The organism is Sphingomonas sp. SDUR79 (assembly GCF_056821745.1).
Genome location: NZ_JBPDIN010000001.1, coordinates 1,513,857 through 1,537,563, shown reverse-complemented (window position 1 = coordinate 1,537,563; position 23,707 = coordinate 1,513,857). Strand labels below are relative to the sequence as shown.

Here is a 23,707-nt window from a genome sequence, read left to right as displayed (position 1 = left end):
GGGGGCCCATCTCCCGGACGTGCCCCCAGCACGATCGTGGTAATTTGGGAGAGTGCCGGAGATGGGCCCCCGCTTTCGCGGGGGTGACGGCTGAGCGGGCGGGGTTCACGATACGATGTGCGGCATAGCTGGCCTTTACTATCCCGGGACGCCCAAGCCGGTGGAGCCGGCACGGGTGCGGGCGATGACCGATGCGCTGGTGCATCGCGGGCCGGACGGGGCAGGCGTGTGGACCGGGCCGGGCGTTGGCCTCGGGCATCGGCGGCTGTCGATCATCGACCTGGCGGGTGGCGGGCAGCCGATGGCGACGCCGCAGGGCGATGTCGTCGTCAGCTTCAACGGCGAAATCTATAATTTTCAGGAGGTCCGCGCCGAGCTGGAAGCGAAGGGCGCGGTGTTTGTCAGCCATAGCGATACCGAGGTGCTGCTGCATGGCTGGCGCGCGTGGGGCGTTCGGGTGCTGGAGCGGCTGAACGGGATGTTCGCCTTCGCGCTCTACGACGCGCGCACGCAGTCGCTGTTGCTCGCCCGTGACCGGATGGGGGTGAAGCCGCTCCATTATGTCGAGCTGTCGGACGGAGCGGTGGCGTTTGCTTCGGAGATCAAGGGGCTGCTGGCGCATCCGCTGTTCCGGCGGACGCCGGATTTCACGGCGATCGAGGATTTTCTGGGGCTGGGCTACGTCCCCGACGATGCGAGCGTGCTGGCGGGGGTGAAGAAGCTGCCGGCCGGGCATTATCTTTTGCTCGAGCGCGGCAAGCCCGTACCTGCGCCGGTGAAATGGTGGGACATCGACTTTTCGCAGCGGGCCAAGGGGTCGGCGCGCGATCTGGAGGCGGAGCTGATCCACCATCTGCGCGCTGCGGTGCGGTCGCGGATGATCGCGGATGTGCCGCTGGGCGCGTTCCTGTCGGGCGGGGTGGATTCGAGCGCGGTGGTCGCGCTGATGGCGGAAGCGAGCCGGGCGGCGGTCAAGACCTGTACGATCGGGTTCGACGAGGCGGGCTATGACGAGACGGCGCATGCCGCGCTGATCGCCGAGCGCTTTGCCACTCAGCATCGGGTGAAAACCGTCGCGGCGGATGATTACGCGCTGATCGACACGCTGGTGCATCATTTCGATGAGCCGTTTGCCGATGCGTCGGCGCTGGCGACGTACCGGGTGTGCGAGCTGGCGCGGGAGAGCGTGACGGTGGCGCTGTCGGGCGACGGCGCGGACGAGGCGCTGGCCGGGTATCGGCGATACAAATTCCATGCGGCGGAGGAGCGGGTGCGCTCGGTGCTGCCGGAATCGGTGCGCGGTATGTTCGGGGCGCTGGGGCGGGTCTATCCCAAGGCCGATTGGGCGCCGCGACCGCTGCGCGCGAAGACGACGCTGCTGGCGTTGGCGGACGAGGGCGGGGCGGCCTATGCCAAGGCGGTGGGGGTGACGACGCCGGGGGTGCGCTTTGGCCTTTATACCGATGCCGCGCGGGCGACGTTGGGCGAGTATCGCGCCGAGACGCGCTATGTCGCGACGATGCGGGAGGCTCCAGCGCGCGACGGCCTGGACCGCGCGCAATATGCCGATTTCAAGCATTGGCTCCCCGGCGATATCCTGACCAAGATGGACCGCACCAGCATGGCCGTGAGCCTGGAGGCGCGCGAGCCGTTGCTGGATTACCGCTTTGTTGAGTTCGCCGCGACCCTGCCCGCATCGATGCGGATCCGGGGCGGGCAGGGCAAATGGCTGATGAAGAAGGCGCTGGAGCCGTATCTGCCCAAGGACATTTTGTACCGCCCGAAAATGGGGTTCGTGACGCCGGTGTCGGCGTGGTTCCGTAAAGGTCTGGCGGACGAAGCGGCCGGGCTGGCGCGGTCGCGCGTGCTGGCCGGGAGCGGGTGGTTCGAGCCCAAGGCGATCGCCCGTTTGGCGGAGGAGCATCGGTCGGGCCGCGCGGAACATGGGCGAACCTTGTGGCAGCTGATGATGCTGGAGCGGAGCCTCGCGCGGCTGTTCCCGTGATCCGATAGCTTCCGCCGGATCGAGGCGCGCAATGCCGGATTGTCACGATGCGCGGTTAGTCGTAGCGTCATCGTAACGATCCTGAGAATGGGGCGGTAGCTATGGCCTGGCATTCTGTTCGCGTGATCCTTGCGACGATCGCTCTGGCTGGGTTGATCGCCGGGCCGTCTACCGTTCCGGCGCGGGCGGGTTTTGCCGACACGCTGCTCGAGAAGTTGCGTCCGACGCTGTTGGCGATCGGGGTAAAGCCCGATGAAATCGAGATGGCTGCGTTCACGATTTCGCGGCCGACCGAGGCATCGACCGTCTATGCCCGTGCCGCCGCGCAGGATTACCCGTTCTTTGCACTGGTCGGCGCGGCGAAGGCGGCGAAGGGCGAGACGCTGCCCAAGATCGGCGTGTTCACCTACGCCAAATGCGTCTTTCCGATTACCGCGGTCGATGGCGTGTTCAATCAGGCGTCGAACAAGATCAGCAGTGCCAAGGGCAAGGCCGACACCAATGCGGCGATGCAGTCGGCAGCAGACTTTGCTGCGGCCTATGCCCAGGCGCAGACGAATGAGGCGCGGGAGGAAGCCAAGCGGCAACTGACCGAGGCAGTGCCCTATTTCGGCGATATCGAGACGATCTGCCGCTTTGCCTTCGAGACGGATTTTACGATCGAGAATGACATCCAGACGCTGGTGTCGGCCAAGGCGCGGCTGGTGCGCGATGTCTATGCGGCGATGCGCGAGGGCGATGTCGTCACCGGGGTCAAGCTGCTGATGACGCTTGGCGCCGACAAGCAGGTCGCATGTTCGCTGGTCGACCAGGCGGTGCTGGGTGGCGTGATCGGGCGGACGCCGATTCTGGGTCAACTGGCCAAAGGCGCGTGCGCGGGGTTCGTTGGAACGGTGATCGACGGGATCAACGGACTGATCGACGGCGGGGTCGGCCTGGCGGAGGCGGGGGTCAGCGCGGCTTATCAGGGGGGCAAGAAGGTCGTCTGCACCGTCTATGGCTATTTCGGAGCGGGTTGTTCCAAGGCCAAGGCACCACCGCCTCCGCCCACCGGCGTGCAGACCGCGAACGCCTTTGCCGCGCAATATTGCGCGCCGATGGGAGGCACGTTGAGCGTCAAGTTTCCGGGGGGAATTTCCGAGTCGAACCCGCTGGCGCAGACGCCGTTCGAATTTACCTGCAAGGATCTGACCTTTTGCAGCAAGCGTCCCAATGGCCCCTATCAATGTTCGACCGGGGCCGAGCGCGCAGCGTGGTTTGCACAGCAGGAGCAGTTGCTGGCCAATGAGTTCGCGACGAAGCTGCCGCTATGGGGCAAGGATTTCGAGGCGCGCTGGCAGGCCAAATGCCCGACGCCAAATTGTCGCGCGGCTGTCGCGCTGATCCGCGCCAATGCCCAGGCCGAGGCCCCGAAGGCCAAGATGTTCGACGGGCAGCCGAGCTATGCGCTGCTGACGCGCCCGGCCTTTGACAAGGCCGAGGAAAACGCGGCGCTCGCGGTCGAGGCGGCCTGGTGGGACAAGGGGCCGAAGGCGTGGTCCACCGGATTTGTCGCCCATTGGGGTAAGGGCTGTCCGACCCCCGCGTGCAGCAACGCGATCCGCGCGATTGCCGACGATGCGGTGATCGCGGCGGGGCAGGCGCGCAAGGCGAAGCCCAAATCCACCTATGCCGCCGTCACGACCCCGATCTATGCTGCGGCGGTGCCCAAGTCGCGCGCGGTGCGGGTCGATCGGGTCCAGACGTTACGCAATCTGACGCCGGGCGGGGTGCCGAAAGGGATCAAGGCACCCGGCGCGGGCACACCGCTTCCCCCGACGCAGCCCGACGCGTCGCGCAATCGCGCCCCATTGGTCGTTCCCCGGCAGGGAGCGGCACCCGCGCCGCGTGCGACGCCGACTCCGTCCCCCACACCGGCACCGCGCATCCGCTTGAGCGCACCGCCGACGCCGACGCCGCAGCCGCGCTGACGACCGCGCGCCAGATGCGGCTCTAGTGTAAGCTGACGCCCCAGTAGGTCATCGCGGCGTGCACCGTCAGCATGATCAGCGCGATCGTTGCGAGGCTGAACAGCGAAAAGCGGATGATCACGCGGTTGGTGGTGACCTGAACCAGACTGTGGGCGATGCGCAGGGCGACATAGGCCCAGGCGACGGTCGCGTTGAGATTGTCGCCCTGATCCATCAGCGCCAGCACGATGCAGATAGCGTAGAAGATTACCGGCTGTTCGAGCAGGTGGTTGTAGTTGTCGGCGGGCCATTGCGATTTCGTCTCGATCTTCGCGCGCAGGTCGGCACCGGTGCCGCCGGTCAGTTTGGCGACGTCAATCCCGGCGGCCTTCATCGCGGGGATGCGGGTGAAGTACATCCATAGCCACATGATGAGGGTCCAGCCGATCAGTGCGATCACTGGGCCGAAGATGGCGCTGTGCATTGTGTGTCCTCCCCCTTTTGTTTGAGTGGGAGGGTGCGGCGATTGGAACGGGTTTGCAACCAATTCCTCCCCTGAGCTTGCCCAGCGGAGGAATTGGCTACTTGGTGTGCATCGCGGTCCAGGTGGCGAACCACTCCAGCCATTTGTGGCCGGGGTTGGTTGGTTTCAGCGACAGCGCGCCGAAGCCGTGGCCGCCCCGTTCGAGCAGATGCGCCTCCACCGGCACCTTGTGGCGGCGCGCGGCTTCGATCAGGGCGATGCTCTGGCTGACCGGAACGGTGCCGTCGTCCATTGCATGCGCGATAAACAGCGGCGGCATCGCCGGACTGGCGCGGGTGAGGACGTCGAAGCGGGCGGAGGCAGCACCGGCGGGGGGCGGGCCGCCGAACAAATTGGGGCCGGAGCGGCTGTTGGGGCCGGCGCTGGCAAACTGGGTGACGGGGTAGATCAGGCCGGAGAAGGCGGGCCTTGCGGACAGGCTGTCGGCGGTGTCGCGTGCCTTGTACACCGGATCGGCATGGCCGACGGTCAGCGTGCCGCCGAGATGGCCGCCGGCGGAAAAGCCGAGAATGCCAAGCTTGGCCGGGTCGATCCGGTAATGCACGGCATTGGCGCGGATCAGGCGCATCACGCGCTGCGCGTCTTGCAGCGGAACGTCGGTGCGGTTGAACCAGCCTTCGCCGGGCAGGCGGTAGGCGAGGACGAACACGGTGATGCCGAGCGGGTTGAGCACGCGCGCGACGTTCACGCCCTCATTGATCAGGCTGACAAAGACATAGCCGCCGCCGGGCATGACCAGCACCGCGCGCCCGTCGGGCCGCTGCGGCCGGAACACGCCGATGTACGGGTGGCGAATGCCCTTTTCCCAGCGCTGCGGCGTGCCGGGGGGCAGGGGGACCGGCTCCTTCGACGGCGCGATGCCGGGCGGGGTGCCGGGCGGCAGGGTCGGCCACAGCATCAGCGTTTCGCGCGGCGGCCAGGGCGGCAGCGGGGCAAACACCTTTTGCGCCGATTGCGCGGCGGCCGTGCCGCTCAGGCCGAATGCGGCCGCGCCGCCGATGAATGTCCTGCGTCCGATCGTCATGCTCATGTCGCAGTCATAGGGGAATTCAGCGGCTCGGGGCCAGCCCGTGCTTCGCCCTTTGCATCCGGGCCGCGCCTCCCATATGGGGGCCGCATTCCCCCGGGACATTAGAGGAAGGACAAGGCGTGAAGGACGTTCTCGTAATCGGCGCAGGCGGCGTTTCGTCGGTCGCGGTGCACAAGATGGCGAAGAATCCCGAGCTGTTCGGCAAGATCACGCTCGCCAGCCGCCGCCAGTTCAAGTGCGATGCGATCGCCGAATCGGTCAAGGAGCGCTTTGGCGTCACGATCGACACCGCGCAGGTCGATGCCGACGACGTCGCGGCGACGTCGAAGCTGATCGAGCAGGTTAAGCCGAACCTGCTGGTCAACCTTGCACTGCCCTATCAGGACCTGAACCTGATGGACGCGTGCCTGAACACCGGCACCGACTATCTCGACACCGCGAACTACGAGCCGCGCGATGAGGCGCGGTTCCATTATGGCTGGCAGTGGGATTATCAGGACCGCTTCAAGAATGCGGGGCTGATGGCGCTGCTGGGTTCGGGTTTCGATCCGGGCGTGACCAGCGTGTTCGCGATGTACATCAAGAAGCATCTGCTCGACACGATCCGCACGCTCGACATTCTCGACTGCAATGGCGGCGATCACGGCCAGCATTTCGCGACCAACTTCAACCCCGAGATCAACATCCGCGAGATCACCGCGCCCGCGCGGCACTGGGAGAATGGCGAATGGGTCGAGACCCCGGCGCTGTCGACGCGGCAGGTGTTCGAGTTCGATCAGGTCGGCGCGAAGAACATGTACCTCATGTACCATGAGGAGCTGGAGAGCCTGGCCAAGTTCATCCCCGAAATGGAGCGCGCGCGCTTCTGGATGACGTTCGGCGAACAGTATCTGACGCATCTGCGCGTGCTGCAGAATGTCGGCCTGACCTCGATCGAGCCGATCATGTACGAAGGCCGCGAGATCGTGCCGCTGCAGTTCCTGAAGGCTGTGCTGCCCGAGCCATCGACGCTCGGCACCACGACCAAGGGCAAGACCAATATCGGCGACATCGCGACCGGCATGAAGGACGGGGAAGAGAAGACCTTCTACGTTTACAATGTCTGCGACCACGAGGATGCGTTCGAGGAGACGGGCAACCAGGCGGTGAGCTACACCACCGGCGTTCCGGCGATGATCGGCGCGGCGCTGATGCTCAATGGCCAGTGGCGGGGCGAAGGCGTGTTCAACATGGAGCAGTTCGATCCCGATCCCTTCATGGACATGCTGAACCAGCATGGCCTGCCGTGGCAGGTGCATGAGCTGCCCGAGCCGCTGAAGTTCTGATGGGGAAGGGGGCTTCGGCTCCCTTCTTTCGTTTGTCCTGGACTTGATCCGGGGTCGTCGAAGCACCGCTCCCTTTTTCCAGATACAAGACCGCCCTTCGACAAGCTCAGGGCAAACGGAGTTTAGTCCCTTGGCCGATACCCGTGCAGCGTCGCCCGTCATGTCCACCAAGGCCGGGGATCCGGGCGCGTTTGCCGGGTTTGACCTGAGCCGCGTGCCATCGCCGTGTTTCGTCGTCGATGCGGCGGCGGTGGAGCGGAACCTCAAGACCATCGCCGATGTGCGGGATCGCGCGGGGGTGAAGATCCTGCTGGCGCTCAAGGCGTTTTCGATGTGGTCGCTGGGCGATCTGGTTGGGCGCTATCTGGACGGCGTCGCGACGTCGGGCCTGTATGAGTCGCGGCTCGCGCGGGACCATTATCATGGCGAGATCGCGACCTATTGCTCGGGCTATAAAAAGTCCGACATGGCGGAAATCTGCGCGATTTCCGATCATGTGATCTTCAACACGCCGTTCCAGCATGCGGCGATGAAGAGCGAACTGGCGGCGGCGCGGGCGCGGGGCGAGACGTTCGAAGTCGGGCTGCGCCTGAACCCGATGCACAGCGAGGGTGAGGTCCAGAAATACGACCCCGCCCAGCCGCACTCGCGGCTTGGCTTTCCCGCCGACCAGCTGAAGGCGGAGCATCTGGAGGGCGTGGATGGTATTCATGTCCACTCGCTGTGCGAACAGGATTTCCCGCCGCTGCGCCGGACATGGGAGGCACTGAAGCCGCGGATCGCGCCCTATCTGGGGCAGCTGAAATGGCTCAATTTCGGGGGCGGGCATCATATCACCCGCGCCGATTATCAGCGCGACGATCTGGTCGACTTCCTCAAGCAGGTGCGTGACGAGACAGGCCTTGAGGTCATCCTCGAGCCGGGCGAGGCGATCGCGCTGGATACCGGAATTCTGGTCGGCGAGTTCGTCGATGTCTTCACCAACGGCATGCCGATCGGAGTCGTTGATATCTCCGCCACCTGTCACATGCCCGATGTGATCGAGGCACCCTATCGCCCCGCGATGCTGGGCGAGGAGGGCGATGTGCTGGTGCGGCTGGGCGGGCCGTCGTGCCTCGCCGGCGATATCCTGGGCGATTTCCGCTTTCCGGAATGGCCGGTGCCGGGGCAGCGCTTCGCGTTCCTCGATCAGGCGCATTATTCGATGGTCAAGACGACGACCTTCAACGGCGTGCCGCTGCCGAGCATCGCGCTGTGGGACAGCCGGACTGACGATCTGCGGATCGTGAAGTCGTTCGGCTATGCGGATTTCGAGGGGCGGCTTTCCTGAATCGGGTGGCGGTGTTAGGGCCGCCGCAAATCCGTCGCCCCGGCGCAGGCCGGGGCCGCCCCGTTTTGGGCGCAGCGCTTACCACATGGCGGCCCCGGCCTCCGCCGGGGCGACGAGGCATTTTGTGAGCGAGTCATGTTGAATCTTTCCGGAATCACCGTGCGCCTTGGTGGCCGCGTTATCATCGACCGTGCGAGCGCGGCGTTGCCGCCGAAGGGGCGCATTGGCCTGATCGGGCGCAACGGCGCGGGCAAGTCGACGCTGGTCAAGGTCATCGCCGGGATGATCGACCCGGACGAGGGCAGCGCCGACATGCCGCGCGGTGCGCGCCTGGGCTATGTCGCGCAGGAGGCTCCGGCGGGCAAGACGACGCCGTTCGAGACGGTGCTGGAAGCCGATGTCGAGCGCGCGGCGTTGATGGCGGAGGCGGAGGGCCTTGAGGATCCGCACCGGCTGGGCGAGATTCATGAGCGGCTGGGCGCGATCGACGCCTATACCGCGCCATCGCGGGCAGCGCGGATTCTGGTCGGTCTGGGGTTTGACGAGGAGGCGCAGCATCGTCCGCTCGACAGCTTCTCGGGTGGGTGGCGGATGCGCGTTGCGCTGGCGGCATTGCTGTTCAGCCAGCCGGACCTGCTGCTGCTCGACGAGCCGTCGAACCACCTCGACCTTGAAGCGGTGCTGTGGCTTGAGGATTTCTTGATCTCCTACCCCGCGACGATCGTGATCGTCAGCCATGAGCGGGATTTCCTGAACAACGTCGTCGACCATATCCTGCACCTCGAGCGGGGCAAGCTCACGCTCTATCCCGGCGGATATGACGCGTTCGAACGCCAGCGCGCCGAGCGACAGGCGCAGCAAGCGGCCGCGCGCGAAAAACAGATGGCGGAGCGCGCGAAGCTGCAGGATTTCGTCGCGCGCAACTCGGCCCGCGCATCGACCGCCAAACAGGCGCAGTCGCGTGCCAAGGCGCTGGCGAAGATGCAGCCGATTGCGGCGGTCATGGACGATCCGACGCTGGCGTTCGGCTTTCCCGATCCCGACCAGCTGCGCCCGCCGCTGATCACGCTCGACCATGCCAGTGTCGGCTATGACGGAACGCCGATCCTGTCGCGGCTGAACCTGCGGATCGATCCGGACGACCGCATCGCGCTGCTCGGGCGCAACGGCAACGGCAAGACGACGCTGGCGCGGCTGCTGGCGGCGCAACTGACCCCGATCGAGGGCGAGAAGGCGGCGTCGGCGAAGATGCGGGTGGGCTATTTCACCCAGTATCAGGTCGAGGAGCTGCACAGCGACGAGACGCCGTTCGACCATATGCAACGGCTGATGGATGGCGAGAAGCCGTCGGCAGTGCGCGGCCAGCTCGGTCGGTTTGGCTTTGCCGGCGACAAGGCGATGACCAAGGTCGGCAAGCTGTCGGGCGGCGAGCGCGCGCGGCTGGCGCTGGCGCTGATCACCCGCGACGCGCCGCACATGCTGATCCTCGACGAGCCGACCAACCATTTGGATGTCGACTCGCGTGAGGCGCTGATCCAGGCGCTGACCGCCTATCAGGGCTGTGTCGTGATCGTCAGCCATGACCGGCATATGATCGAGATGACCGCCGACCGGCTGGTGCTGGTCGATGGCGGGACCGCCAAGCCGTTCGACGGGAGCATCGAGGATTACATCGCCTTCGTGCTCGCCAAGGAGCCCAAGGCTGAGGGCGCGAAGGGCGGGGTCAACCGCAAAGATGCGCGGCGTGAGGCAGCCGAGGCGCGCGAAAAGGGCAATGCGATGCGCAAGGCCGCCAAGGCGGCGGAGGCGGAGTTGGCCAAGCTTCAGGAAAAGCTGAGCGCGATCGACCGGGCGATGTTCGACCCGTCGAGCGCTGCGCCCGAGTTCACCAAGCTGACCATGACCGAGCTGATGAAACAGCGCGGCGTGGTGGTGAAGGCGATCGAGGCGGCGGAAGTGACGTGGTTGGAGGCGCAGGAGGCGCTGGAGACGCTGGCGGCGTGAGTAGCGGGACGGCCATCGCTGTCGTCCACCATCCACTTTACGTCGCGCCGGCCCCTGCGCGCAGCCAGTATCAGTGGAACAAGAACGGCCTCGTTCGCGACCTGTTGCGCGATCTGGGCGAGGCGCTGGAATGGCATGAGCCTGAGCCGATGCCGCGTGACTGGATCGAGGCGGTGCATGATCCCGATTATGTCGCCGAGGTGATCGAGAGCCGTGTGCCGCGCGAAAAGGAGCGGCGCATCGGCTTTCCAGTGACGCCCGAGGTAGCGGCGCGGGCGCTGGCCGTGCCGGGTGGCACCTATGCGGCGGCGAAGATCGCGCAGCAGCGGGGCTTTGCCGCAAATACCGCGGGGGGCAGCCATCATGCGCTGCACGCGACGGGGGCGGGGTTCTGCGTCTTCAACGACCTCGCCATTGCCGCGCACCGGCTGGCGGAGGAGGGGGAGCGGGTGCTGATCGTCGATTGCGATGTGCATCAGGGCGACGGCACTGCGGCGCTGACCGCCGGGCGCACCGATATTGCGACCTATTCGATCCATGCCGACAAGAACTTCCCGGTGCGCAAGGCGCGATCGACGCTCGATGTCGCGCTGCCCGATGCGGTGGATGATGCGGGCTATATGGACGCGCTGACCACGACGTTGCCGGGGCTGGTCGACGCGTTCGAGCCAACGATCCTGCTGTATCAGGCCGGGGTTGATCCATGGGAGGGCGACCGGCTCGGGCGGCTGGCGCTGAGCCTGGAAGGGTTGATCGTGCGCGACTCATGGATCGCGACACTCGCGCTGCGGCGCGGCCTGCCGCTCGCGAGCGCATTGGGTGGCGGCTATGGCGTCGATGCGTTGGAGGTGTCGGCGCGGCATGTCGCGTCGATCCTGGCGCTGGGCGGCGCCCCCTAAAAGAAGCGGTTGCAACCGCGCACCATCCTTCTACCTTCCATGCAACCCACCCCGAGGCGTAAGAGGGTGGGACATTGCAGGAAGAGACTGAATGGCCACTGCCGCCCATCAGGTCACGCCCGAAGAGGCTTCCGCCAATCCGCCACCCGAGGCGGTCGTCGTCCGATTTGCTGGCGACTCCGGTGACGGGATGCAGTTGACCGGGGGGCAATTCACCCTGTCGACCGCGCTGGCGGGCAATGATCTCGCCACCTTCCCCGACTTCCCCGCCGAAATCCGCGCGCCGCAGGGGACGTTGTTCGGGGTCTCCGCCTTTCAGATCAATTTCGGGTCGGCGGCGATCGAGACGGCGGGCGATGCGCCCGATGTGCTGGTCGCGATGAACCCGGCGGCGCTCAAGACCAATGTCGGCGATCTCAAGCCCGGCGGGCTGATCATCGCGGACGAAGGCGAGTTCAACAAACGCAACCTCGACAAGGCGAAATACGCCGCGAACCCGCTGGAGGACGACAGCCTCGCCAAATGGCAGCTGCTCAAGCTCAACATCTCGCAGCTGACGCTGGATGCCGTGAAGCCGTTCGGGCTTGGCAACAAGGAAGCGCTGCGCTGCAAGAATATGTGGACGCTGGGGCTGGCGTTGTGGATGTTCGACCGTGAGCGCGGGCCGCTGATCGACTGGCTCAAGACCAAATTCGCCAAGGCGCCGGAGCTGGCCGAGGCGAATATTGCCGCGCTCAATGCAGGCCATGCCTATGGCGAGACGGCGGAGCTGGGCGCGCTGGGCATTGCGCAGGTCCATGTTCCCGCCGCGCCGGTCGAGCCGGGGCTGTACCGCACGGTGACGGGGGCCGAAGCGATTTCGATGGGACTGGTCGCGGGGGCGCAGCTGGCCGGGCTGCCGATGTTCTTTGGCGGCTATCCGATCACGCCGGCGTCGGCGATCCTGCATTATCTCAGCCGGTTGAAGGAGTTCGGGGTCACCACCTTCCAGGCGGAGGACGAGATTGCGGCAATCGCGTCGGCGCTGGGCGCGTCCTATGCCGGGCAGTTGGGCGTCACCTCATCCTCGGGGCCGGGCATCGCGCTGAAGGGCGAGGCGATGGGCCTCGCGATCATGACCGAGCTGCCGCTGATCATCGTCAATTCGCAGCGTGGCGGGCCATCCACGGGCCTTCCCACCAAGACCGAGCAGTCGGACCTGTATCAGGCGGTCTATGGCCGCAATGGCGATGCGCCGATGCCGGTGATCGCGACGCGCTCCGCCGCCGATTGCTTCGACGTGGCGATCGAAGCGGTGCGGATCGCGACGCAATATATGACGCCGGTGATGATCCTGACCGACGGCTATATCGCCAATGCCGCCGAGCCGTGGAAGGTGCCGGACATGAGCGGCTATGCGCCGTTCCCGGTGACGTTCAAAACCGATGCGCCGGGTGAGGGGGAGAAGTTTCAACCCTATGCCCGCGATGAAAAGCTGGCGCGGCCATGGGTAAAGCCGGGGACGCCGGGCCTGCTTCACCGCATCGGCGGGATCGAGAAGCAGCTGAACACGGGCAATCTCGATTATTCGGCCGACAATCATCAGGCGATGACCAATATCCGCCGTGACAAGGTGGCGGGGATCGATGTCCCGGATCAGGTGGTGGAGCAGGGCGCGCCGGGCGGGAAGCTGGTCGTCGTCGGTTGGGGATCGACCTATGGCCCGATCACCCAGGCGGTGCGGCGCGCGCGGCGCAAGGGGCTGGACGTCAGCCACATCCATATCCGCCATATCTGGCCGATGCCGGGGAATTTGGGTGATTTGCTCAAGAGTTACGAGAAGGTGCTCGTGCCCGAGATGAACACCGGGCAGTTGAAGACGGTGCTGCGGGATCAGTTCTTGGTCGATGCGCGGCCGTTGAACAAGGTGTCGGGGCAGCCGTTCCGGATCCATGAGATCGAGGCGGCGATCGAGGAGGCTTTGGCATGAACGAGATCACCACCATCCGCCCGTCGACGCCGAAGGACTGGGAGACCGATCAGGAGGTCCGCTGGTGCCCCGGCTGCGGCGACTATGCGATCCTGAAGGCGGTGCAGCGGACGATGCCGGAGATCGGCGCGACGCCTGAGAAGACGGTGTTCGTCAGCGGCATCGGCTGCTCGTCGCGCTTTCCCTATTATATGGAAACCTATGGCTTCCACACCATCCATGGGCGTGCGCCGGCGGTGGCGACGGGGGTGAAGCTGGCAAATCCGGACCTGGATGTGTGGATCATCACCGGGGATGGCGATGGGCTGAGCATCGGTGGCAATCACACGATGCACCTGCTGCGACGCAACCTCGATTGCCAGATCCTGTTGTTCAACAACGAGATTTACGGCCTGACCAAAGGCCAATATTCGCCGACCAGCCGGGAGGGGACGCGGTCGCCCTCCACGCCGTTCGGGTCGGTGGACCACCCCGCCAAGCCCTGCGCCTTTGCGCTCGGATCGGGCGCGCGGTTCATTGCGCGCGGGATCGACGTGAACAAGAATCTGCCTGTGGTGCTCAAGGCGGCGCATGCGCACAAGGGCGCGGCGTTCGTCGAGATTTTCCAGAATTGCATCGTCTACAACGCCGATGTGTTCGCGTCGTTCGTGGACAAGGCCAATGCCGGGCATCAGCTGTGGGTCGAGCATGGCAAGCCGCTGGTATTCGCGGGCGGGACCAAGGGGCTGGCGCTGGATGTCGAGCGGCTGACGCTGAAGGTGGTCGACATCGTCGATGGCGATGTGTCGGGCGTGGTGGTGCACGACCAGACCAATCGCGGGCTTGCGCACATGCTGGTCGAGATGCCGTTCGGGCCGTTCCCGATGGCACTGGGCGTGATCTATGACGATCCCGCGCCGACGTTTGAAAGCGCGGTGGTGGCGCAGAACCGCGCGGCGAGCGAGGGCAAGGTTCCGGACCTGCAAAAGCTCGTCAGCAAGGGCCAAACCTGGCAGGTCGACAAGGAACCCCGCGAAGCATAGGGCACCTGCCTTATGGATAACCTAACACACAGCATGATCGGTGCTGCGCTGGGGCAGGCGGGGCTCAAGAAGCTGTCGGGCCTGGGCATGCCGACGCTGATCATCGCGGCGAACATCCCCGATCTGGACGCGGCGTGCACCGTTTACGGCATCCAGTCACTGGAGATGCGGCGCGGGCTGACGCATGGGCCGATCGCGATGCTGGTGCTGCCGGTGCTGTTGACCGCGATCATGGTCGGGTTCGACCGGTGGCAGGCGCGGCGGGGCAAGCGGCCCGAGGCGCGCGCGCCGGTGCGGCCGTGGCATTTGTTGCTGCTGGCGTTCATCGGGACGCTCAGCCATCCGGCGTTCGACTGGCTCAACAGCTATGGCGTTCGGTTGCTCGAACCGTTTTCGTCGCGCTGGTTCTATGGCGACAGCATCTTCATCATCGATGTGTGGATGTGGGCGATGCTGATTGGCGGCTTCCTGTGGTCACGCCGGGCCGAGCGGCGCGGGGGTGACTGGCGGCGGCGCGGCGGGATCGTGGTGGTGGCGATCAGCGCCTATATCCTGGGCAATGGCGTGCTGACGGGCCTCGCCGAAGCGCAGACGGCAGAGCGGGTGCGGGCGGACTATGGCATCACGCCCGAACTGGTGGTCGCCAACCCGGTGCCTATCGCCTTCTGGCAACGCGAGACGCTGTGGCGTGGGGAGGGGCAGCGCGGGAGCGGGTCGCTGAACCTGACCGGTGGCGTGCTGCCCAGCCTGTTCGCCGAGCCGGAGCGCGGGCCGCTGCCGATCGGGATGGACGATCCGCGCATCGCGGCGGCGGCGGCGCGCGACCCCGAAGTTCGCGCATTCCTGTTCTGGTCGCGCATGCCCTTTGCAGAGCTGCGCGCGGATGACAGCATCGTCATCGGCGACCAGCGCTTCGGAAACGAGCTGGCGCGCGGACGGTTCAGCGTCCGCATCCCGCCCGACAGGGAAACTGAATGACGAGCATCCTGTGGTTTCGCCGTGACCTGAGACTGTCGGATCAGGCGGCGCTCATCGCCGCGGCGGGGGAGGGGCCGGTGGTGCCGGTCTATATCCTGGACGACGAGACGCCCAAGCATCGCGCCATGGGCGGGGCGTCGCGCTGGTGGCTGCACCATAGCCTGGCCAGCCTCGACGCGGCGCTGCGGGAGAAGGGGGCGCGGCTGATCCTGCGGCGGGGCAAGTGCGATGCGGTGCTGGCGACGCTGGCGGAGGAAGTCGGGACGAAGCGAGTCCATTGCATCCGGCATTATGAGCCGTGGTGGCGCAATGCCGAGCGGGCGGTGGCGAAGCAGCTGGAACTGGTGTGCCATGACGGCAATTACCTCGCCCCGCCGGGATCGGTGACGACGGGGTCGGGCGAGCCGTACAAGATTTTCACGCCGTTCTGGCGGGCGTTGCAGGGGCGAATGCCGCCGGCCCCTCCGGTGAACCGGCCGCGCGACATTCCTGCGCCGTCGAGCTGGCCGAAGTCGGACCGGCTGGAGGATTGGGGGCTGCTGCCGACTAAGCCCGACTGGGCGACGGGCTTTGCCGAGTGGGAGCCGGGCGAGGCGGGTGCGCGCAAGCGGGTTGATGCCTTTGTCGACAAGGCGGCGGGCTATGACCGCACGCGCAACCTGCCGTCGATCGAGGGCAGCTCGCGGCTTAGCCCCCACTTGCATTTCGGCGAGGTATCGCCGGCCTATGTGTGGCACCGGGTTGCCGATGCGGGCGGGTCGGTGGACGTGTTCCTGAGCGAGATCGGGTGGCGCGATTATGCGCAGAATGTGATCCTGCAATTCCCCGATTATGCCGCAAAGAATGCGCGGGAGAAGTTCGACGCAATCCCATGGCGTGACACCGGGTCTACCGCAGTCCGCGCGGATTTCGACGCTTGGACCAAGGGGCGGACGGGTTACCCGATTGTCGATGCCGGGATGCGGCAGCTATGGGCGACCGGGTGGATGCACAATCGCGTGCGGATGATCGCGGCGAGTTTCCTGATCAAGCATCTGCTGATCGACTGGCGCGCGGGGGAGCGCTGGTTCTGGGATACGCTGGCCGATGCCGATTACGCGAGCAATGCGGTGAACTGGCAATGGGTGTCGGGGACGGGCATCGATTCGAACATGTTCGTGCGGATCATGGCGCCGCTGTCGCAGTCGGAGAAGTTCGATGCGGCGGGCTATATCCGTGAGTGGGTGCCGGAACTGGCCCGGCTGCATGACGATGTGATCCACGATCCGGAAGAACATGGGCGGCGGCCGAGCGACTATCCGCGCAAGATCATCGGGCATCGCGAAGCGCGCGAACGGGCGCTGGCGGCGGTGCGGGGGATTTAATCCGGCCGATTGCACCTTGCCCGACTCGTGTTGGCCGTGGTTGTTGCGCGCGTGAACCAGACCCATACCCGCAACCGTGGCCGTCGTGACGGAGCGCACCTCCGTGGCACGGCGAGCGCGCTGATTGCGGGGGTGGCGGAGCCGTGGCTCCACCGGCTGCTCGACCGGATCGATGCGGGGCTGGCCGAGGGTGCGATAGCGGCGACCTTGCCCGGCGGCATGCAGCGGCGGCTCGGCGGGCGGGCGCCGGGGCCGGAGGCGGTGGTGGTGATCCGCAGCTGGCGCGCGCTGTGGCGGTTGGCGACCGGCGGGTCGGCGGGCTGGTATGAGGCGTGGGCGGCGGGTGAGTGGACCAGCCCCGATCCGGTGCCGCTGTTCGACCTGTTCGTGCGCAACCGCGCGACGTTGGGCGATGCCGGACGCGCAGGGGGTGTGGGGCGGATTGCCAAGCGGGTGTGGCACTGGTTCCAGCGCAATTCGCGCAAGGGATCGCGGCGCAACATCGCTTATCATTACGATCTGGGGAACGACTTCTACGCGCCGTGGCTGGACGCGAGCATGACCTATTCGAGCGCGCTGTTCGCCCCCGGCGTGGCGTCGCTGGCGCAGGGGCAGGCGGCGAAGCTGGCGGCGGTGCTGGAGCGGACCGGGACCGGGCCGGGGGACCGCATTCTCGAGATCGGGTGTGGCTGGGGTTCGTTCGCGGAGCTGGCCGCGCGTGGCGGGCGACAGGTGCACGGCATCACGCTGTCGGCGGAGCAGAAGGCCTATGTCGAGGCGCGGATGGCGCGGGCGGGGCTGGAGGGCGTCACTGTCGGCCTGACCGATTATCGCGATGTCACCGGAGTGTTCGACGCGGTGGCGAGCATCGAGATGGTCGAGGCGGTCGGTCAGGACTATTGGCCCGCCTATCTGGCGACGATCGCGCGGGTGCTGAAGCCCGGCGGGCGCGCGGCGATCCAGTATATCGCGATCGATGACGCGATCTTCGACGCCTATGCGCGCAACGTCGATTTCATCCAGGCCTATGTGTTTCCGGGCGGGATGCTGCTTTCCGAGAGCAGGTTCCGCGCGATGGCGCAGGCGCAGGGATTGCGCTGGGCCGATCAGCACAATTTCGGCGTCGATTATGCCGATACGCTGAAGCTGTGGCGGGAGGCGTTTGACGCGGCGGTGGCGGAGAGGCGGCTGCCCGCCGAATTTGATTCCCATTTCGTCGATCTGTGGCGCTATTACCTGATGTATTGCGAAGGCGGGTTTCGCGGCAGGGGCATCCATGTCGCGCAAGTCACGCTGATAAAAGACTAAAGGGAGAGCGATGATGCGGGCATGGGGAGTAGCGCTCAGCGCGCTGGCATTGGCGGGCTGCGCAGCGGGTGCAGGAACGCCGCCGCCGGCCGTACAGGTCGCGCCGCAGGATGTCGCGAAGCTGCGTCAGGTCGGTGCCGCCGTGCTGTTCTGGTCGCAGGAGGAGCGGTTCAAGAACTTCCCGGCGATGGAGACGATCTTCCCCGGCACCACCGCCAAGGCCGGGCGCAAGGTCCGCGCGCTGCCCAAGGGCGTGCCGCTGCCGATCGCTGAGGCGGATGTGTCAGCGTTCATGGCCGCGCAAAATGTCACCGGGCTGCTGGTGCTGCAGGACGGCAAGGTGCGACTGGAGCGGTATGCCCGCGGCTATGGGCCGGAGGGGCGCTGGACCAGCTTTTCGGTCGCCAAGTCGGTGACGTCGACACTGGTCGGTGCGGCGATCAAGGATGGCTATATCAAGTCGATCGACGATCCTGTCACCCGCTACATCCCCGATCTCGCCGGGGCGGGCTATGACGGAGTGACGATCCGCCAGCTGCTGACGATGACGTCGGGTGTGAAGTGGAACGAGGATTACACCAACCCCAATAGCGATGTGGCGCGGATGTTCGCCGAAGCGGTGCCGGCCGGGCAGGACCCGACCGTCTTCTACATGCGCAAGCTGCCGCGCGAGAGCGATCCGGGGGTGAAGTTTGTCTACAAGACCGGCGAGACCAATCTGATCGGCGTGCTGGTGCGCCGCGCGACGGGCAAGACGCTCTCGGCCTATCTCGAAGAGAAGATCTGGAAGCCGTACGGCATGGAGCGCGATGCGTTCTGGATGACCGACCAGACCGGGGCGGAAGTGTCGGGATGCTGCCTGTCGGTGTCGCTGCGCGATTATGGGCGGATCGGGCAGATGGCGCTGGAGGGCGGGAAGGGCATCGTTCCCGCCGGCTGGTTCGCCGACGCGACCAAGGCGCAGGTGAGCTTCCCCGGCGGCGGCTATGGCTATCAATGGTGGGTCCCGGCGGGCGGAGTGTTCGCGGCTCAGGGCATTTTCGGGCAATCGATCATCGTCGATCCGGCGAACAAGCTGGTGATGGTCACCAGTGCCGCCTGGCCGCGTGCAAGCGACCGGGCGCTGGCGCAGGAGCGGATGGCGTTTGCGATGAAGGTGCAGGCGGCGGCGAAGGAGTAAGTCTCTCGCCGCTTGCCCTGAGCCTGTCGAAGGGCTGCTCCTGACAGCTGTGTATTTCGCCCTTCGACAGGCTCAGGGCAAGCGGCTGTGAGGACTATCCCCGCAGCCGTTCGATCGCCTGTGCCAGTGCGACATAGAGCTTGCCCATGTCGGACGAGAGCAACGTCACGCCCAGTGGCGCCCCGTCGCGCAGGGCAAGGACCTGACGCAGCATCGCTTCGAAATCGTGGATGTAGCGGTTGACCTGCTCGCGGAAGTCGGGGTCCCCTTCGTAAAGCGACGACACTTCGCGGGCCTGGCCGCTGTCGAGCAGGCGGACGGCGCGGCGCGTGAAGACGCCGCGGTCGCCCTTCAGATAGGCCGCCCAGGCGCTGTCGGACACTTCGTGCGCGAACGCCTTGGAGATGTCGATCGAGGCGGAGTTGAGCGCTTCGACCAACAGCGACACGCGGCGGGCGAAATTGTCGCGATCGGCGTTTTCGCGTTCGGCACGGGCTTCGTCGATCCGCGCCTCGACCTGAGCCGATGCGTCGTGGATCGACAGCATCTGCTGTGCGAGCCGTTCGCTGGCGCGCGCGGCGGCGTTGACCGCGCCCTGAGTCACTTCGCCCAGCTCGATCAACTGGGTGCGCACGCTCGCGTCGAGCGCACGGCGCAGTGCGGCGGAGCCAGCGTCTTCAAGCTGACGGGTCGCCTCCGGTACGATGCTGGCGAGCGCGGCGCGAGCCTGATCGGACGCCGCGTTGGCGGTTTCGCGGATGCGGAGCAGCGCATCGACCAGCTGGGGTGCGGCGTCCTCGGCGAAGCGGCGCGCATTGGCGATGGCGCGATCGACGACATCCTCCAACTGGGCAGTCTTGGCCTGACCGTCTTCGAGCGATTCGAGCAGCGACGCCTGGGTCTTGGCGAGCATGTCGCGCTGGGTGCGGACAACGTCGGCAATGGCTTCGATCGCGTCATGGGTGCTTTCGGCAGCGGTGACCAAAGCGAGCAGTTCGGGCTTCGACGCGGCGATGACGCCGCGCGTCGCGCCGATCCGTTCCTCCAGCCGCACCAGCGCCTCGGGCATCGTCTCGTCCATCTCGCGGGCGGAGGCGTCGAGCGCGGTGAGCAGTTCTTCGGCGGTCGCGATGACGCGGCGGGCGGTGGCGTCGCCGTCGCGCAGCGTTTCGGTCATGGCGCTCGCCGAGCTGTCGAGCGCGCTGATCGACGCGGCAAGCGCCTGGGTGCGTTCCATGCCGTGGCTGTGGAGCGATGCGAGCTGGCCATCGGCCTGGGCGATACCGCCGGTGACCGAGGCGAGGAGGATGTCGACGCGGGTCTGTTCCTCGCCCAGCCGGTCGGCGATACGGCCGATCGTCTCCTCGACCTCACCGATGCGTGCGCCGACCGTATCGATGCTGTCGCGCCCGGCCTTGTCGAGCGAGGCTTGGTTGGCGGCGAGCATGGCGAGCATCGCTTCGCCTTGGGCGGCAATGCCCTTGCGCGCCTCGTCCACAGCAGCGGCGGCGCGGTCGAGCATTGCGTCGACGGTTTCGGACATGCTGGCGGCGACGCCCTCCAGCTTGGTGCCGGCATTCTCGCTGGTCGCTTCCATGCGGGCGATGTGTGCGGCGAGGCGCTGGGCGGCGCCACCGGCGATGTTGTCCGCCTCACGCCCGCGCTCGCCGAGCGCGGCGAGCTGCGCGTCGAGTGCGGAGGCATGTTCGCTGGCCTTCATACCCGCGGCGTCGAGCGTCGCGGCCATGCCGGTCATTTCCTCATGCGCGCGCGGTAGTGAGGAGAGAACGATCCCCACGCTCTTTTCGGCGGTGGCGCTGCTGTCGACCAGTTTCTGTGCGCTGTCGGACACGGCGCGGGCTTCGGCGGCCATGCCGTTGGAGATCGCCTGAAGCCGTTCGGCGGCGCGGTCGCCCATCGCCATCAGTGCTGTGGTCTGATCGGCGAGCTCCGCTCGGTTCGCCTCGATCTTGCGCGACAGGGTGGCGACGACGCGCTCCAGGCTCGCGGCTTCGGCCCGCATGGCGCGGGCGGTCTGGCCGAAGCGGCGCGCTTCCGCCGCGCTGTTGCGCTGGGCGAGCAGCCACAGGATGCCGATCAGCGCCGGCGGCACGCACAGCGCCGCGATCAACTGAACAAGCTGGGCAGGAGGTGGCGGCGCGGCGAATAGCGGCTGCAGCAACCAGCCGGCCACACCGATCCAGGCGACGACCAGCCCGATGGCGAAGGTCGCGGCGAGCCAAGGCGTACGCAGCGCCGGTGGCTCGTCTTCATCCGCAACATCCGTCGCGGGCGTGCCCATGATCGGTTCAGGCGCCTCTTCGACGAGCAGCAGTTCGTCATCCGCATCGTCGAGCGGACGCGGCCCCATCTTGTTCGTTCCCCCGTTCATCGTCCCGGTTTAGCACAATCGCACCATCGCCGCCTAGCATTGTGAAACCACTCATTAAGCACGCCGAATCTAGAGTCAGGCATGGCGTATGATCCCGGTGCAATCGATGCGACTCTGGCGGCGGCGGTGGGCGATGAGCCCGGGCTGATCGCGGAACTTCGCGGGGCGTTCCTCGAAAGCGCGAAGCGCGCGCTGGAAGGGTTGGCGAAGGCCGATGATCCCGAGGCTTGGCGTGGTGCCGCGCTGCGGCTCAAGGGATTGGCGGCGAGCTTTGGCGCGATCCGCCTGATGGCGCTGGCACAGGACGCGGCGGATGCGCCCGCCGGCGACCGCGCGGTGCTGCGCAAGCTCGAGCGCGCGGTGGAACGGCTCTGATCGGGCAGCGGTGCGCGATGTGCGCCGCGTACAAACCGGCTTTCGACGGACGACCTATCCGCTTCGACCAACGCGCCTTGCGTTAGTGGTATCGGAAGGGGCGATCACGTTAGATGACGTGATGGCCAGTCACCCGCACGCGCCCTCCCAATTCACGGTCTCGCCGCGCGTTGCGGTGCTGTCGATCATCGGCTTCTGGGCGTTTTATTATGTCAGCGTCACGCTGCGCGCCTGGATCATGGATTACCCGGATCACTGGGTAATGCTCGACAACCGTGCTTGGGTGTCGTTGTTCGGGATTGGCTTCACGACATTGATGTACCTGGCGCTGCGTCCACTGGAGCAGCGCAGCCTGCGGTTACGCATCGCGGCAGCATTCCTGTTCGCGGCGGTGTCGTCCACCGCATATTCGACGGTCAACTATCTGTCCTTTTACGTCGTCGATCCAAAGCCCGAACTGGAAAAATCGGACGCGGAGAAGTCCGCGACGCGCGAGGGGCAGGAGGCGCATGAGGAGAAGAAGGGACCCGCCCATGTAATCGCGGACAATGCGATCCACTGGTATTTCTTCAACCTCGCCTGGGCGATTCTCTACCTTGCCTTGTCCTATGCCGGAGCGGTGCGTGCGTCCGAGCGGGAGGCGGCGCGGCTGCGCACCGCGGCCCAGACCGCGGAGTTGCGCGCGCTGCGCTATCAGGTGAATCCGCATTTCCTGTTCAATACGCTCAACTCGATCTCGTCGCTGGTGATGGCCGGGCGGCACGAGGATGCCGAAACGATGATCCTCAACCTGTCGACGTTTTTCCGCACCAGCCTGTCTGCCGAGCCGACCGAGGACGTACCGCTGGCTGACGAGATCGCGTTGCAGCGCCTGTATCTGGACATTGAGGCGATCCGCTTTCCCCAGCGGCTGCGCAGTGCGTTCGACATCGCACCGGAGGCGGAGCGCGCCTGCGTGCCCGGGCTATTGCTTCAACCGCTGGTCGAGAATGCGATCAAGCATGGTGTGGCGCCCGCGCGTCGTCCGGTCGAGGTCCGCGTCCGCGCGCGGATCGACGGCGCAATGCTCGTGATTGCGGTAATCGACGATGGCGAAGGCGTACAAGGGGCAAAAGGCACGTGCGTCGGCCTACGAAATGTTCGCGACCGATTGACCGTGCGGTTCGGCGACGCGGCGTCACTGGAGGCCGGGCCGCGCCCCGAGGGTGGGTTCGCCGTGACCATCCGCGTTCCGGTGACGACCCATGGCTGCTGAGCGGCTGCGCACGCTGATCGTCGATGACGAGCCGCTGGCGGTCGAGCGGATGCAGATATTGTGCGCGGGGCTGGATCAGGTGGACCTGGTCGGCACGGCGGTGGATGGCGACGCGGCGCTGCGCCTGATCGATGTGTTGAAGCCGGATCTGGTCCTGCTCGATATCGCCATGCCGCATTGCGACGGAATTTCGGTCGCGCAGTCGCTGGCGCGCGCACTGCACCGGCCGGCGGTGATCTTCTGCACCGCATTCGACCAGCATGCCGTGGCCGCGTTCGAGGTTGCGGCGGTGGATTATGTGCTAAAGCCAGTCAGCGCCGAGCGGCTGGCGCGTGCCGTCGCCCGGGCGGCCGAGGCGAAGGGGCTGCGGAGCGGCGACCCCGCACCACCGCCCTCCCGCTGGATCGAGGATTTCTGGGTCCCGCATCGGTCCGAGATGATTCGGGTCCGCGCCGATGATGTCGAGCGGATCGACGCAGAGCGCGACTATATGCGATTGAGCATCGGCGGGCGCAGCTATCTGATCCACCAGACGATCAGCGAGCTGGAGCGACGGTTGAACCCGGAACGCTTCATCCGTTTGCATCGGTCGGTGATCGTGCGGCGCGACCGCATCGTGAAGTTGCGCCATGATGGGCTGGGGGTGTGGTACGCCGAGCTGATCGACGATGCGCAGGTGCGGATCGGACGCACCTATCAGGCCGCAGTCAAGGCGTTCCTGGCGGGCCGATAGTGCCGATCCGCAAAGAGGCTCCGCCCGACTCGTTCGCCGGGCGGA

At 66.3% G+C, this 23,707-nt stretch carries 18 protein-coding genes; 15 read left to right on the top strand and 3 right to left on the bottom strand.

The features are described from left to right. Nucleotides 1-115 precede the first annotated feature (115 nt). Both ACRYLO_RS07395 and ACRYLO_RS07390 read left to right on the top strand, forming a co-directional pair. Nucleotides 116-2,005, top strand: a complete 1,890-nt coding sequence (locus tag ACRYLO_RS07395; protein ID WP_482659567.1) for an XrtA/PEP-CTERM system amidotransferase — start codon at nucleotides 116-118, stop codon at nucleotides 2,003-2,005. Between the two features lie 101 nt (nucleotides 2,006-2,106). After that, nucleotides 2,107-3,975 carry a hypothetical protein gene (locus ACRYLO_RS07390; protein ID WP_482659566.1) on the top strand — a complete coding sequence of 623 codons (1,869 nt, stop codon included), beginning with the start codon at nucleotides 2,107-2,109 and terminating at the stop codon, nucleotides 3,973-3,975. Between the two features lie 22 nt (nucleotides 3,976-3,997). Here the strand turns inward: ACRYLO_RS07390 and ACRYLO_RS07385 are convergent, their stop codons facing one another. Further along, a complete protein-coding gene (locus tag ACRYLO_RS07385) occupies nucleotides 3,998-4,438 on the bottom strand; it encodes an MAPEG family protein (protein WP_482659565.1) in 441 nt (146 codons plus the stop codon). 97 nt (nucleotides 4,439-4,535) lie between these two features. Further along, a complete protein-coding gene (locus ACRYLO_RS07380; protein ID WP_482659564.1) occupies nucleotides 4,536-5,528 on the bottom strand; it encodes an alpha/beta hydrolase in 993 nt (330 codons plus the stop codon). Between the two features lie 119 nt (nucleotides 5,529-5,647). Here ACRYLO_RS07380 and ACRYLO_RS07375 point away from each other — a divergent pair, with 119 nt between their 5' ends. From ACRYLO_RS07375 to ACRYLO_RS07330, 10 genes are all read left to right on the top strand, one after another. Further along, nucleotides 5,648-6,853 (top strand): saccharopine dehydrogenase family protein, encoded by a 1,206-nt coding sequence (locus ACRYLO_RS07375; RefSeq protein ID WP_482659563.1) that lies wholly within the window; start codon nucleotides 5,648-5,650, stop codon nucleotides 6,851-6,853. A 160-nt stretch (nucleotides 6,854-7,013) separates the two neighbouring features. Further along, nucleotides 7,014-8,183 (top strand): carboxynorspermidine decarboxylase, encoded by a 1,170-nt coding sequence (locus tag ACRYLO_RS07370; protein WP_482661697.1) that lies wholly within the window; start codon nucleotides 7,014-7,016, stop codon nucleotides 8,181-8,183. A 135-nt stretch (nucleotides 8,184-8,318) separates the two neighbouring features. Then, a complete protein-coding gene (locus ACRYLO_RS07365) occupies nucleotides 8,319-10,187 on the top strand; it encodes an ABC-F family ATP-binding cassette domain-containing protein (RefSeq protein WP_482659562.1) in 1,869 nt (622 codons plus the stop codon). Beyond that, nucleotides 10,184-11,086 (top strand): histone deacetylase family protein, encoded by a 903-nt coding sequence (locus ACRYLO_RS07360; RefSeq protein WP_482659561.1) that lies wholly within the window; start codon nucleotides 10,184-10,186, stop codon nucleotides 11,084-11,086. Before ACRYLO_RS07365 ends, ACRYLO_RS07360 begins: the two co-directional genes overlap by 4 nt. Nucleotides 11,087-11,177: 91 nt before the next feature. Then, a complete protein-coding gene (locus tag ACRYLO_RS07355) occupies nucleotides 11,178-13,055 on the top strand; it encodes a 2-oxoacid:acceptor oxidoreductase subunit alpha (RefSeq protein WP_482659560.1) in 1,878 nt (625 codons plus the stop codon). Continuing rightward, on the top strand, nucleotides 13,052-14,077 hold the full coding sequence (locus ACRYLO_RS07350) for a 2-oxoacid:ferredoxin oxidoreductase subunit beta (protein WP_482659559.1): 1,026 nt from the start codon (nucleotides 13,052-13,054) through the stop codon (nucleotides 14,075-14,077). The genes ACRYLO_RS07355 and ACRYLO_RS07350 overlap by 4 nt, the downstream gene beginning before the upstream one ends. A gap of 12 nt (nucleotides 14,078-14,089) precedes the next feature. Next, nucleotides 14,090-15,055 (top strand): metal-dependent hydrolase, encoded by a 966-nt coding sequence (locus ACRYLO_RS07345; RefSeq protein ID WP_482659558.1) that lies wholly within the window; start codon nucleotides 14,090-14,092, stop codon nucleotides 15,053-15,055. Then, the gene (locus ACRYLO_RS07340) at nucleotides 15,052-16,419 is read left to right on the top strand and encodes a cryptochrome/photolyase family protein (protein ID WP_482659557.1); all 1,368 of its coding nucleotides are present in this window, start codon (nucleotides 15,052-15,054) and stop codon (nucleotides 16,417-16,419) included. The genes ACRYLO_RS07345 and ACRYLO_RS07340 overlap by 4 nt, the downstream gene beginning before the upstream one ends. Nucleotides 16,420-16,470: 51 nt before the next feature. Next, the gene (locus ACRYLO_RS07335) at nucleotides 16,471-17,727 is read left to right on the top strand and encodes a class I SAM-dependent methyltransferase (RefSeq protein WP_482659556.1); all 1,257 of its coding nucleotides are present in this window, start codon (nucleotides 16,471-16,473) and stop codon (nucleotides 17,725-17,727) included. Nucleotides 17,728-17,740: 13 nt separating this feature from the next. Continuing rightward, the gene (locus tag ACRYLO_RS07330; RefSeq protein WP_482659555.1) at nucleotides 17,741-18,907 is read left to right on the top strand and encodes a serine hydrolase domain-containing protein; all 1,167 of its coding nucleotides are present in this window, start codon (nucleotides 17,741-17,743) and stop codon (nucleotides 18,905-18,907) included. A 94-nt stretch (nucleotides 18,908-19,001) separates the two neighbouring features. On the opposite strand, the gene ACRYLO_RS07325 is transcribed toward ACRYLO_RS07330, so the two are convergent. Beyond that, entirely contained in the window at nucleotides 19,002-21,299 is a 2,298-nt protein-coding gene (locus ACRYLO_RS07325; protein WP_482659554.1) for a coiled-coil domain-containing protein, read from the bottom strand. 81 nt (nucleotides 21,300-21,380) lie between these two features. Here ACRYLO_RS07325 and ACRYLO_RS07320 point away from each other — a divergent pair, with 81 nt between their 5' ends. From ACRYLO_RS07320 to ACRYLO_RS07310, 3 genes are all read left to right on the top strand, one after another. Next, the gene (locus ACRYLO_RS07320; RefSeq protein ID WP_482659553.1) at nucleotides 21,381-21,674 is read left to right on the top strand and encodes an Hpt domain-containing protein; all 294 of its coding nucleotides are present in this window, start codon (nucleotides 21,381-21,383) and stop codon (nucleotides 21,672-21,674) included. Nucleotides 21,675-21,795: 121 nt separating this feature from the next. Continuing rightward, nucleotides 21,796-22,929 carry a sensor histidine kinase gene (locus ACRYLO_RS07315; protein ID WP_482659552.1) on the top strand — a complete coding sequence of 378 codons (1,134 nt, stop codon included), beginning with the start codon at nucleotides 21,796-21,798 and terminating at the stop codon, nucleotides 22,927-22,929. Then, nucleotides 22,919-23,662: a LytR/AlgR family response regulator transcription factor gene (locus ACRYLO_RS07310; RefSeq protein ID WP_482659551.1), complete on the top strand. Its 744-nt coding sequence runs from the start codon at nucleotides 22,919-22,921 to the stop codon at nucleotides 23,660-23,662. The genes ACRYLO_RS07315 and ACRYLO_RS07310 overlap by 11 nt, the downstream gene beginning before the upstream one ends. Nucleotides 23,663-23,707 lie beyond the last annotated feature (45 nt).